The sequence below is a fragment of the Microcoleus sp. N9_B4 genome, assembly GCF_036701635.1.
Lineage (GTDB): Bacteria > Cyanobacteriota > Cyanobacteriia > Cyanobacteriales > Microcoleaceae > Microcoleus.
In genome coordinates, this window is record NZ_JAUBRC010000084.1 from 1 (window position 1) to 12,959 (window position 12,959).

8 protein-coding genes are annotated in these 12,959 nt (G+C 47.2%); 1 reads left to right on the top strand and 7 read right to left on the bottom strand.

The features are described from left to right. On the top strand, positions 1 to 1,075 hold a 1,075-nt coding region (locus QUA43_RS29845; protein WP_333379294.1), incomplete at its 5' end, for a calcium-binding protein. Positions 1,076 to 1,263: 188 nt separating this feature from the next. Here QUA43_RS29845 and cruG read toward each other — a convergent pair. The 7 genes from cruG to QUA43_RS29880 form a co-directional block, all read right to left on the bottom strand. Continuing rightward, positions 1,264 to 2,475: a 2'-O-glycosyltransferase CruG gene (gene cruG / locus QUA43_RS29850; protein WP_333379296.1), complete on the bottom strand. Its 1,212-nt coding sequence runs from the start codon at positions 2,473 to 2,475 to the stop codon at positions 1,264 to 1,266. Between the two features lie 252 nt (positions 2,476 to 2,727). Further along, positions 2,728 to 3,669 carry a gamma-carotene 1'-hydroxylase CruF gene (cruF, locus tag QUA43_RS29855; RefSeq protein WP_333379298.1) on the bottom strand — a complete coding sequence of 314 codons (942 nt, stop codon included), beginning with the start codon at positions 3,667 to 3,669 and terminating at the stop codon, positions 2,728 to 2,730. A gap of 88 nt (positions 3,670 to 3,757) precedes the next feature. Then, positions 3,758 to 3,928 (bottom strand): hypothetical protein, encoded by a 171-nt coding sequence (locus QUA43_RS29860; RefSeq protein WP_333379300.1) that lies wholly within the window; start codon positions 3,926 to 3,928, stop codon positions 3,758 to 3,760. Positions 3,929 to 4,027: 99 nt separating this feature from the next. Further along, the gene (locus tag QUA43_RS29865; RefSeq protein ID WP_333379302.1) at positions 4,028 to 6,643 is read right to left on the bottom strand and encodes a CHAT domain-containing protein; all 2,616 of its coding nucleotides are present in this window, start codon (positions 6,641 to 6,643) and stop codon (positions 4,028 to 4,030) included. A gap of 120 nt (positions 6,644 to 6,763) precedes the next feature. Next, positions 6,764 to 9,685 (bottom strand): two-partner secretion domain-containing protein, encoded by a 2,922-nt coding sequence (locus tag QUA43_RS29870; protein WP_333379304.1) that lies wholly within the window; start codon positions 9,683 to 9,685, stop codon positions 6,764 to 6,766. A gap of 65 nt (positions 9,686 to 9,750) precedes the next feature. Beyond that, a complete protein-coding gene (locus QUA43_RS29875; RefSeq protein ID WP_333379306.1) occupies positions 9,751 to 12,642 on the bottom strand; it encodes an S-layer family protein in 2,892 nt (963 codons plus the stop codon). Positions 12,643 to 12,707: 65 nt separating this feature from the next. Continuing rightward, positions 12,708 to 12,959: hypothetical protein (locus QUA43_RS29880; protein WP_333379308.1), on the bottom strand; the 252-nt coding region annotated here is incomplete at its 5' end.

Sequence of the window (12,959 nt, forward strand, 5' to 3'; positions counted from 1 at the left end):
ACCAATTCCGACACCATCGGTAACTCCAACACCAATTCCGACACCAACGCCAACGCCATCGGTAACACCAATTCCGACACCGACGCCATCGGTAACTCCAATACCAATTCCGACACCAACGCCAACGCCATCGGTAACACCCACACCCACACCAATAACTAATAACATTCCCAACGATGATTGCATCTGCGACGATATTGTTTATCCCAACTTAAACCAACCTAACTCAGTTGCAAACACTATCATCGGTGTATCCAGCATTCAAATAGGTACATCCCAAAATGACAAGTTTTTAGGTAGCAACACTGGCAACATATTCGATGCCAAATCAGGGGATGACAACTTATATGGTGGCGACAGCAGCGACATCCTCAACGGCAAAACAGGCAATGATTTTATCAGCGGTGGTAGTGGCGATGACATCCTATTTGGAGATGAAAATAATGACATTATTCTTGGCGACTTGGGCAATGATTTAATCTTTGGAGGCAAAGGCAATGACTCCATAAATGGTCGCGAAGGTAATGACATCGTTTATGGCAATAGAAATGATGACTTCATCGATGGTGGCAAGGATAATGACACCTTATTTTCAGGCAAAGGAAATGACATCCTGCTTGGTAGTCAAGGTGATGACTACCTGTTTGGCAACCAGGGTTCGGATACCATCTGCGGCGGTGCAGGTAATGATTTAATTAGTGGTGATGAAGCAGCAGATATTCTGGGAGGGTGCGAAGGAAATGATACTCTTTACGGAGGCGAAGACAAAGATACTCTCACTGGTTGTCAAGGTGATGATATTCTTTACGGAGACTTGGGGAATGATAGTTTGATTGGCGGTAGCGGTAACGATATCTTTGTCTTAAATTCAGGTCAAGGATTTGATATTATTGCTGATTTTACTATCGGTCAAGATTCGATCGCACTAACCGGAGGTTTGAGCTTTAGCCAGTTAGCAATAACTCAAAATACTCAGGGAACTCTCATCAAAAATGTCTTGACAGGACAAGAGTTAGGTGTGATGATTGGAGTGAGTGCGAATTCGATTACATCGGCTAATTTCCGGTTGATTTAGGAAATCAAGAAAAGTACGATCGCCCATTCGATCCAAAAGAGCGATCGCACTTCTACCAATTTTAAAAGGTCTATAGCAATCCTAAATGAGTCGTAAAATTTTTACCCCACCCCAACCCTCCCCTTGGTAAGGGGAGGGAGTAAGAAATTCACAAATGATTTAGGATTGCTATAGCAAAAATTTAACGATTATTCATACTTTCGGCCGCGCCACTGAGTAGGCTGATTTAAAGCAGAAATGAGAATTCGCAAAAACGCCAGGGGATCGGCCAAAGGTGACAGCCAAAACAGCCATTTACCAGATGCCTGAGTTGTATCGTAGGAAGGGGCGATCGCGAAACACAAAGCCGATCGCACTGCAACCAAAAATACATTCAATCCCAACAGCCAAAAGTGCGGAAATACACCAACCGCAGGCAGCGAACCAAACAGCAAATAGCACAACACAATCGGCACAGGCAAACCTTGAACCGCCAGCAACAGCCACAAATCGCCCCAAATTTGACCGCCCGAAGCAGCATCTTTCAAATCCAGCGATCGACCCCATTCATTCCAAGTCTCGATCGCCCCCTCATACATCCGCACCTTCAACACCTTAGCCCCATCCAAAAAGCCCACCTTAAAGCCCTTAGCAGCCGCATAGCGAGCCAGAGTCACATCATCGCAAAAAGAACCTTTTGCGACCTCATAGCCCCCTAATGCCACCAAAACCTCGCGCTTACACAAGAAACACTGACCGTTCGCCATCACCCGTTCCGGCACATCCCCGCCAGTCCCCGTCGGCCCGAACCGATAAACCAAAGTCATTAACAAAGCAGGTTGCAGCCACAACTCCCCCGGATACTTGAGGATAAACTGCGGCGAGAGCGAAATCAAATCGTAATTTCCAGCTTTCGCCGTTTTGAGTAAACTCGCAATCAAACCCGGATGCGGCACAGTATCCGCATCTATCCCCAAAATCCACTCGCACTTCTCGGAACTTGCTAAAAAACCCGCATTCAGCGCCCACGGACGCCCAACCCAACCCGCCGGCAGCGGATCGTCGTTAATCAAGCGAAACCGGGGGTCTTTTTGTGCTGCGGCTTTGACTAAATCTCCGGTTCCGTCTACCGAATAGCTGTCAACCACGATCGCTTCTCGGAGTTCGTAACTTTGGCTGGTTAATCCTTCCAAACAAGGCGAAATTCGATCGGCTTCGTTCAAAGTCGGTACTACCGCAGTACAAGCACCTAACAAATCCAGCGTCGGCGAATCGGGTTCCAGGGGCGGGATGCGCGATGGGCCTTTAATCAAACGCGACATAAGAATGGCTGCGGCGGGCAATTGCAGCAGCAAGAGTGCGACAGGGATGAGACTTGTCAGCGGTTGGGAGAACAGGTGAGGGGCGATCGGGAAAACCATACTATGGAAAAATTCAAGAATGGGGAATGACTTACGGGATATGGGTTGGGAGCTTATTTACAGTTCATTTTTTTTGTAAGTGGTATCAATTTAAAAAATTTTATTAAATTTTGACCTCAAACATATTACAGGAATTGGGAATGAAAAAATCGCCACTGAAAAACCCGGTTTCTTGTAGAAACCGGGTTTTTAAACTAGCTCAAAATTTAGTGTAAATTTTTGCTAAATCAGCCGGGGTTGCTCAGTAGCAACTCACTTACGCAAAACGCCCACGGGCTGAGGTGGAATTTCAGCCGTGAGAACAGATGTCTCCAAAGACGGCATTGTTTCGGTTACGTCACCTGTTGCGGGTTTAGCGATCCAGCTTAACGCGATCGCCGGAACTACACCCAGAAGCACCGCTAGCGATGTCGGGAACCAGAACCGAGAATCCAAGGAAACTACAGTGATAATTGCTCCGAAAGCAAAGTTTACCAAATAAACAATTAAGGGCAAACCCAATTCCGAGCGCTCTAATTTAATCGGTGTTTTTCTCCACAAGAAAGCTGCTACAGACATAAATAGCGCCCCCGTACCCATCCAGCCAGCCAAATTGCGGTAAGGCATCCCAAAGAAAGCCCCAAGTTCCTCAAACTCCCAAAAAGGCACAGAAGTTTGACTCATCGCCGGATCTAGTACAAAATCCCAAGCTGTTAGCAGCAAAGCACCAAGGGCGATCGCCCCTATTTGGCGCACCCAGTTGAGTTCACCTTTACCGCCACCTACTCCAGCGCGAGCAATTATGTATGAAACCAGTCCCAGATAAAACCACGAGAGGGGAATTGTAAACGGAACCAGCCCTGCAATTTTGTAGCCCAAACCGCTCAAATAGTGGTAGTGCCCGAAAGGAAAACCCGTACTCGTTCCCAACAACTCGCTACTCAAGGACAAAAACACAGAAGGCACTAAAAAGGCCAGAGTTGCACCCAAACCCAACGTCCGCAAGGCATAGAGAGCAACTGCTGCTGCACCAAAGATGATATAAACTACTCCACCCCCAGCCATCCCCCACTGGAATAGCGTTTGCCCTGCTGGTGGCAAACTCATCACCAATTCGGGACGGGGTAAAATCAGCAGCAACCCTGCCAATCCAAAAGCCATTGATAAGACGTGGGCAATTAAGCAAAAGCGCTCAGCAATCAAAAGTTGCTTCATGGGACTCCTCGAAAAAATATTAGATGCAGAAAGCACTTTTAACAGTTTACAAACTTTAACAAAAAACCAACTGCATTTGAGTTAGTTGTCAGTTGGCTGTTGTCAGTTGGCTGTTGTCAGTTGGCTGTTGTCCGATGCCCGATGCCCAATTCCCGATGCCCGATGCCCGATGCCCGATGCCCAATTCCCGATGCTCAATTCCCGATGCCCGATGCCCGATGCCCGATGCCCGATGCCCAATTCCCAATCTTAATACCATTTCTCTAAAATCGTGCAACACTCTTCGACCCCCCTAGCCCCCCCTTGCTAAGGGGGGGGACAAGAATACTGTTGCATTCTTTTTTAAAATTGGTATAAATTACTGCCAATTTCCCACTAGCACGAAAGGTGCCCAGAAATACGGATTCTGATACTGTTGGTTTTGCAACAGAGTTAATTGAGCGTTGCGGAGGGCTTCAGCTTTGCTGGTTTTAGAAGAAGCAAGCTGCCGGTAAAACTCAGTCATAAAGATAGCTGTAGATTCGTCGTTGACTTGCCAAAGGGTGGCGGCGGTGCTGCGGGCACCCGATCGAATTGCCGCCCCCGCCAAACCCAAAGCCGCGCGGTTATCGCCCGAAGCAGTCTCGCAAGCGCTCAAAACCAAAAGTTCGATCGGCTGTTGTTTCTCCCCAGTGCGGGCTCGCAGCAGTTGATCGAACTCCTTAACATTCACTTTCTGATCCCAAGTCACAATAAAAGTATCCGCCGCATTCGAGCTAAACTGACCGTGAGTTGCCAAATGGACGATCGGGTAAGACAAAGCTTTAATTCGATCGTGCAACCGCCCGCTGACAAAATCTTGATTCAGCAGCGAACTCGCCGGCATCTCGGCTGCAATTTGTTGAACTTCCTGCGTCACCCCGGGCAAAGCCGAGAAGCCTTGACGTGCTTCCGAGAGGGCAGCGGTGAGCACTCTTAACTTGACTTTGTTCAGCGGTTTCGGTGCCAGCAATTGCAATCCTGGCGCCAAAGCAATGCTGTATTTTTCTACCAAAAACTTTTCACCGTCGTGCAGCACCGCCATCGGCAGATTCCGCAAATAACCGTCGAGCACAAATACCAGGGTTTTAATCCCGCTGGCGGTCAAATCCGCCTCTGCGGGGCGGATTAACCAGTCGTAAACCTGTTCAACAGGTAGCCTCCTGTCGCGGGGAAAAGCAGCAGGCCTGATGGTATTTTTGGCTTGTCTGAAGGCAGTTTCCAACTCAGCTTGAGACTTCACAGTAGTGTAGCGGCGCAGGGGTTTGCCGGGAATTGACAAAATTACCTCCAAACGATCGCTCAAAATAATCGGATAAATCACCGCCGCTGTCGGATCAATTTCCTCGATCGACTTTGGTTTAGCATCAGCGCAAGCATCCCGAAAAAAGTTGTCCAATTCCGCCAACTGCAAAGATTCCACCGTTTGGCGCGCTAGTTTCAATTTAGGTTGACTGGGAGTTTCGTCTTGCAAAAGCAGCCCGACTAATTCCCGATAAACCGGTTCGGCACTTTCCCGAAACGAAAACTGCACTTCGGGATTGACTGTCACCAAATCGCCCCGCAGAGAAGATAGTACATTCACAGCTTGAGTATATTGAGCGATCGCCCCTTCTGTATTTCCCTGAGCTTTCCGAATCCGTCCCAGTTGCCAAAACAATTGGTAAGCAATATCGGGAGATTGAAACGCCGGTGCTAAAGTCAAAGCCTCAGTTGTGAGATTTTCCGCTTTCTGATACTGCTGTTGGATTTCCGATAGTTTGCCTTTCGCTGCCAGAATATAAGCTTGTATTCGTCGATCGCCCAAACTGTTTGCTTTTTCGACCGAGCGATCGAGCATTGTGTCAATATCGCTTAAACTCAAAGTTTCCGCAGGCGACTGAGCTAATTTCATCAAGCTTTGCGCTAGATTAATTTGAGCGTAAAGTCCGGCGCGGTTCGACCCAAATTGAGCGGTTTGAGGTTCGAGAGAACGCCACAAAGCCTCTGCCTCAGACCAATCTTTGCGATCGACCAACAAACTCAATTGGTTTAACTTTGCTTGAATTTGTAGGGGCGATCGATCCGGGATCGCCTGGATCGATCGAGCATAATACTCTAGGGCAAAGCGTTCCCAATCACCCCGCTGTTCCGGTGTCAAACCCGGTTTATTGCTTTTAGCCCGTACCGTATTGCCCAGATTGAGATAAATTGCAGCCTCCTCTGGGCGGGCACCTAATTTTTGCGCTGCTTCGAGTCCAAGCGACAGCACATCCTGCGATCGTTCCAGTTGTCCCAAAACCCGCAATACCCGCCCTAAAGCATGAGTTGCCCGGACTTGTTCGAGAGAAACAGGCTGATTTTTCAAAGTTTCCAAACCCGCTGCCGAAACTTCGCAAGTTTGGTTTTCCAGCTTGAAAGAAGCTAACAGCATTTTGCAAGCTCTGGGGTAAAGTCCGAGAATTTCCCAAGCCCGACTTTGATTAATTTCAACTTGAAAAAGTTGGTTCTTTCTATCAATTTGCTCGAAAATTTTAGCAGCTTGTGTCCAAATATCGATCGCATCTTGAGGCTGCCCCCGTTCAAGTTGCAACTGTCCTTGAATGTTGAGAGTTTCCGCCACAATCCGCTGCTGTTCGGGAGTGTTGGCTTGTGTTCGCACAGCCGACAAACTTGAATTGACAGCTTTTTCTGCTTCTTCCCAAAGCCCCAACTGCCCGTAGGTTGCAGCTAAATTACTCAAAGCTGTGGCGCGATCGAGATTTTCCCCTTTTGCCTCAAACTGGGCCGCCGCTTGCTGCAACAACGGTACAGCTTCCGAAAAACGTTCCTCTTGGTACAGAGTTCGAGCTTGTCGGACAAGCTGCACCGCTTGTGGTGGATTAACCTGAGCAACTCCGGGAGGAATCGCAACTGCTAGCAGACAGGAAATCACAAATAACAGAATTACTTGCCGGAGCGATCGGGTAAACTTCATATTTAAAAAATAAAATTACAACCGCAGACACACATACCAATTAACCCAAATACATCTTATCATTTATCTGCGTTAATCCGCGTTAATCCGCCTACATCTGCGGTCAAAAAAAACCTAATTTCAACGCGGTACACAAACAGAAATCGGTTGAGGATTGCGAGAGTCAGCAGCATTACCCGGATTATATCCAACAAGCATAACTTCTCCTTTCGCATTCACCACCCAACCTTGCGCCGGAACAACTTCCCGATCCCGGATTTCCCCTTCTTCCTTCTTCCCTCGATCGGTTACATCGGTTAAATCCTCTACATTGCTTGTTGCCGAACTTCCGGCCTCTTCCACCCAAGGAAACGGCGCTGGAGCGGTGCTGAGGGCATCATTAGGACTGGGTGGCACTCCTCCTTTCCCAGTAGCAGTAAATGCGCTCCCGGCCTCTTGCGTGCAGGGATTTGCCGCAATTAAAGCAGCCGAATCGACAACATTTTGTGGCAGTTCCACTAAACCTTGAGCAGGATTCACCCCTGAAGCACTAAATGTAACACTACCTTGCAAAGCCGGGCCGCTACTTTGGGAAATCGCCGCAATATCGCTGGTAGGAACTAGAGAAGTTGGATTTACTTGTAAGGCCGCAAATTCAGCATCAGTTAGTCCTAAACTACTTCTGGCTTGTTCCCGTGTCACGGCTGAAAAACCAAAGATATTCGGAACATTTACCGTAACTTGACCGCCCCTAGCTGTGCGAGCGCTAGCTGTAATATCGCTATTTTCTCGTGGGAGAGCTACCAGAATATCGCTATTAATTCTGATATTTCCACCGTCAGAAATACCTGCATCGGTGGTAATTTTGCTACCGCGTCGTAACTGGATATCTCGCGCTTGGAGGTTAACATTTCCCCCACCACCAGAGTCAGTTGTGCCATTAATGCTGCCTTTGTTATCAAGCGCAATTGAGTCAGCTACAACTGTGAGAGTACCAGCATTAGGAATACCCTGCGCCCGGACGTTGATCGCTGCTCCATCCCGGACAATCAATTGACCGACATTTAGATTAATTGAACCCGCATTTCCCGTAGCGTTGGGAATGGGAATGCCAAATAAATTACCCGCCGAAACATCAATTTGACTAATCAATTGACCGTCAAGAGCAGTGCCACTCACTTCTACGCGATCGGCATCAATCGTGATGCTACCTGCATTTCCCGTACCAAAAGCAGACATGAAAATTACTCCCCCATCCCGCACAGTCAGCACGGGCGTGGCAATGTCAATATTGCCTCCCTGATTAGAGCCACTGGTTTCACTGGCGAGGAAACTAATATTGTATTGTCCATTTGCCAAAAGTCCAGAGATGCCTGCTAACTCTACCGACTCAGAGGCCCTAATTGTCAAATTACCTCCGGGGCCCCCATTAGAAAAGAGACTATTGCCAATAGTCGCACCGCTCGATACGGAAATTCCGGCTCCTTGGGCAACAATCAATTGCTTGGTGTCGATCGTAATATCCCCGGCTCTACCTTTCCCATTAGGATCTATAGAGGCGGCGGCGATCAAAGTTTGCAGAACGCTCCCAGGGGGCGTTCTTAAAACTTCTACTGATTCAGTCGCTTTAATGTCGATCTTCCCTGCTGCTCCCTCACTGGTGGTGGTAGTGGTGAGAATAGCACCATCGCGCACGATTAATTTCTGGACGGCAACGGTAATGTTTCCCCCTGTGCCACTACTACCCAGTAATGACCCATTGCTGAGCGTAGAACCAGCCTGATCGAAAACGTTGGCACGGATGTTGATATTTCCTCCATTTCCCGTACCAAAACTGACCGAACCTGCTACTACTCCATCGCGCATCAGCAAGCGTCCAGTATCGATCGCAATGTCTCCAGCAGTTCCAGTGCCAACAGTGCCAGCGCTCAGAACAATTTGCGGATCGAAAGGATCGATTGTTCTCAATGTCCGATAATTAACTAAAAATTGTTGATAGCTCTCAAAGCCAATCCCGCTTATTTCTACTGAGTCAGTAGCACGGATGTTGATATCGCTGCTTTTTCCATCTCCCAGTGTAGTGGCGAGAATTTGCGACCCTTGATCTACTCGCAAGTTTTGGGCGTTGATGTCAATGCCTCTACCATTAATATTTCCCAGTGTCAGTCCATAAATTCCCGAACTACTGACGGTGACGTTTGAACCTCTAATGTCAATTTTTCCACCTCCTAATCCGCTGGTATTTATCAACGAACTGTTGATTTCAATATTGCCAAAGTTCTGAATATTATCGTAGTTTAAATTCAGACCTAAAGCTGTTGGTTCAAATTGTACTAAACCGGGACTTTTAACACTTCCGAGTAATATTTGTCCGGTATAAGCTGTTAAATTTCCTCCTTGTAGTTGAATGTCTCCACCAATTAAGGCTAAGGTTTGACCAGGATCTACTGCTAAACCAAGTTTGTTAGAAACAGGAATTTCTACGGGCAGTGGCGGTAAGGTTGGTGTGGGGCCAATTGCTTGGGAAGAGTTGACAATTGTGCCGGAATTTTCTCTAAATCTTAAACCCACAGGAATATTAATCGCTAACAATGGCACTGTATTAGCATCGGCCGCACTAAATTCAAAGCCATTATCAAAGAGAATTCCGCTACCAGTTGAACCGATAAATGAGCCGCGTAAATCTAACCTAGCATTGGGGCCAAAGATAATCCCTTTCGGATTAAGTAATAATAAGTTAGCATTTCCTTGGACTCCCAACACACCTAAAATATTAGAAGGATTGCCACCCGTAACGCGGGTAAAAATATTCGCAATTCCGCTGGGATTGGCAAAATATGCTCCTCTGCCTTCACCCACATTAAATTCTCGTAAACTGTGAAATAAATTTACTCCGCGACTTGCACCGCCAGTGATTCTATCTGAGGGTAAGTTGTTGATAGTATCGGGAACTGTGCGCGAACTTTCCGCGCCCAGGGTATTATCGGGGATGATTTGGGCGATCGCAGGGAAAGGATACAGCAGTAAGAATGCAAAAAATAGGGCGGAAGATTGATGCTGCATCTTTTAAGTCTGGTTAATTTAGTATTAGGAAAATAGCGACGGGTTAGCTAAAACCTCAAGAGTACCTATCGAGGTACGCAAACACCCGTCGGTTTCGGACTGCGAATAGATGCACCACCACCAGAATTATAGGCTACCAGCCTTACTTCTCCTCGATCGTCCATTACCCAACCTTGAGCGGGAATAATTTCTGTTGGTCGAATTTCGAGGGATGGTATGACGCCTTCTACTTGCGGACTTCCACCTACCGCTGGTTCCACCCAATTAAACTGGCTAGAATTGCTGCTGAGAACATCATTAGGACTGGGTGGCACTCCTCCTTTCCCAGTAGCAGTAAATGCGCTCTCGGCCTCTTGCGTGCAGGGATTTGCCGCAATTAAAGCAGCCGGATCGACCACATTTTGTGGCAGTTCCACTAAACCTTGAGCAGGATTCACCCCTGAAGCACTAAATGTAACACTACCTTGCAAAGCCGGGCCACTACTTTGGGAAATCGCCGCAATATCGCTGGTAGGAACTAGAGAAGTTGGATTTACTTGTAAGGCCGCAAATTGAGCATCAGTCAGTCCTAAACTACTCCTGGCTTGTTCGCGGTTAAGGCTTGTAAAGCCAAAAATATTTGGTACATTGACCGTAACTTGTCCGCCCCTAGCTGTGCGAGCATTAGCTGTAATATCACTATTTTCTCGCGGTAAAGCTACCAAAATATCGCTATTAATCCTGATATTACCGCCCTCAGAAATACCTGCATCCGTGGTGATTCTACTGCCGCGCCGCAACTGAATGTCTTGCGCTTCAAGGTTAATATTTGCCCCTGTACCAGAGACAGTCGTGCCATCAATTATGCTTTTATTATCCAGGGAAATTGAATCGGCTACAACGTTAATATTGCCAGCCCTACCTGTTCCTGAAGATTGAACATTAACTACTGCACTATCCCGGATAATCAATTGATTAGCATTCAAATTCAACGAGCCTGCATTTCCGCTAGCAGTGGGATTTACAGCATTAAACGCCCTACCAACCGAAGCCTCAATTCCACTCCTCAACCCACTGTTACTCCCAATACCTTGCACTTGTAAGCGATCGGCATTAATTGTAATATCTCCTGCATCTGCTATACCCAAAGAAGCTGCAGAAATAACCCCGCCATTCTGCACACTTAGTTTAGGTGTTGAGATGCGGATATCTCCACCTCTACCAGAACTTGCAGTTTGAGTAACAAAAGAACTTGCTACATAGCCCGCATTCCCCAAAAATCGTGACTCGCCGCTCACTTCTACAGACTCGGAGGCTCTCACAGTTAAATTTCCTCCCGTCCCCCCACTTGTAGAAAACACAACTGTGCCAAAAATTGCACCAGTCGTTAAACTAATTGTGGCTCCATTAGAAACACTCAGCCTCTTAGTGTCGATGCTAATATCCCCACCTTTTCCATTCCCATCAAAAGTATTCGTGCCGAGCCGAGTTTGCCCTAGACCTCCAGGAAGACTACCCGATAATTCCACAGATTCACTCGCTTTAATCGCGATATTCCCCGATGCTCCATCACTAAGGCTGAAGCTCGCAAACGCACCGCCATCGCGCAGTATTAACCGTTGCGCTTCAACAGAGATGTTTCCGCCTTGACCAGTGCTTGCGTTCGTTGTGCCGTTATAAAGCGCCGAACTGACGAGTTCGACATTCTGGGCGCGGATACTCAGATTTCCACCATTGCCAGCACCAAAGGTGGGGGCACCGCCCACTACCCCATTGCTCATCAACAGCCGTCCGGCTTCAATGTTAATATCTCCGGCTGCTCCACTGCCAATAGCGCTAGTAAACAGAACGATTTGCGAAATGAAGGGGTTGCCTGTTCCTGATGTCTGAAAATTTTCTGTAAGCTGCTGATAGCCCTCAATTCCCAACCCGATCATTTCTACTGAGTCAGTAGCGCGGATGTTGATATCGCTTCCTCTCCCCTCTCCCAGTGTAGAGGCGAAAATTTGCGCCCCCCCCTCTAGTCGTAAGTTTTGGGAATTGATATTAATGCCTCTACCATCAATATTTCCGAGTGTGAGTCCATAAATTCCTGAACCATTAAGATTAATGTTTCCACCTCGAATATCGACTTTCCCACCTCCTAATCCGCTGGTATTGATGAACGCACCGTTCATTTCAATATTGCCGAAGTTGGAAATATTGTCATAGTTTAAATTCAGACCTAAAGCTGTTGGTTCAAATTGTACTAAACCTGGACTTTTCACACTTCCCAGAAGAATTTGTCCAGTATAAGCTGTTAAATTTCCTCCTTGCAGTTGAATGTCACCGCCAATTAATGCTAAAGTTTGACCGGGGTCTACTGCTAAACCGAGTTTTTCAAAAGCCGGAATTTCTATGGGTAGAGGCGGTAAGGCTGATGTAGGAGCCATTGTTTGGGAAGAGTTGACAATTGTGCCAGGATTGTCTCTAAATCTTAAACCCACAGGAATATTGATTGCTAACAATGGCACTGCATTAGAATTAGCTGCACTAAATTCAAAGCCATTATCAAAGAGAATGCCGCTACCAGTTGCACCGATAAACGAGCCGCGCAAATCTAACCGAGCATTGGGGCCAAAAACAATCCCTTTTGGGTTAATCAAAAACAAGTTACTGTTTCCCAAAACTCCCAGAGTTCCTAAAATATTAGAAGGGTTGCCACCTGTAACGCGGGTGAAGATGTTGGCAATTCCGCTGGGATTGGCAAAATATGCTCCCCGCCCTTGACGGATGTTAAATTCGCGCAGGCTGTGAAATAAATTTACTCCGCGAGTTGCGCCGCCTTCTATTCTGTCGGATGGTAAGTTATTAATCGTGTCGGGAACTATGCGCGAACTTTCTGTACCCAAGCTATTATCGGGAATAATTTGGGCGATGGCGGGAAAAGGAAACAGCAGTAAAAATGCAAAAAATAGGGCGGAAGATTGGCGGGGCATCTTTTAATTCCTGTTAATTTAGTATGAGGAAAATAGCGAGGGATTAGCTAAAACCTGAAGAGTACCTATCGAGGTACGCAAACACCCGTCGATTTCGGACTGCGAAGAGATGCACCACCAGAATTATACGCTACCAGCGTTACTTGTTCTCGATCGTCCATTACCCAACCTTGAGCAGGCATAATTTCTGTTGGTCGAATTTCGAGGGATGGTATGAGACCTTCTACTTGCGGACTTCCACCTACCGCTGGTTCCACCCAATTAAACTGGCTAGAATTGCTGCTGAGAACATCATTAGGACTGGGTGGCACTCCTCC

What these genes read in the sequence shown, in the direction of transcription:
- cruG (WP_333379296.1), bottom strand. Translation starts at nt 2,475, where the DNA reads ATGGTTTTCCCGATCGCCCCTCACCTGTTCTCCCAACCGCTGACAAGT.
- cruF (WP_333379298.1), bottom strand. Translation starts at nt 3,669, where the DNA reads ATGAAGCAACTTTTGATTGCTGAGCGCTTTTGCTTAATTGCCCACGTC.
- QUA43_RS29860 (WP_333379300.1), bottom strand. Translation starts at nt 3,928, where the DNA reads ATGGTATTAAGATTGGGAATTGGGCATCGGGCATCGGGCATCGGGCAT.
- QUA43_RS29865 (WP_333379302.1), bottom strand. Translation starts at nt 6,643, where the DNA reads ATGAAGTTTACCCGATCGCTCCGGCAAGTAATTCTGTTATTTGTGATT.
- QUA43_RS29870 (WP_333379304.1), bottom strand. Translation starts at nt 9,685, where the DNA reads ATGCAGCATCAATCTTCCGCCCTATTTTTTGCATTCTTACTGCTGTAT.
- QUA43_RS29875 (WP_333379306.1), bottom strand. Translation starts at nt 12,642, where the DNA reads ATGCCCCGCCAATCTTCCGCCCTATTTTTTGCATTTTTACTGCTGTTT.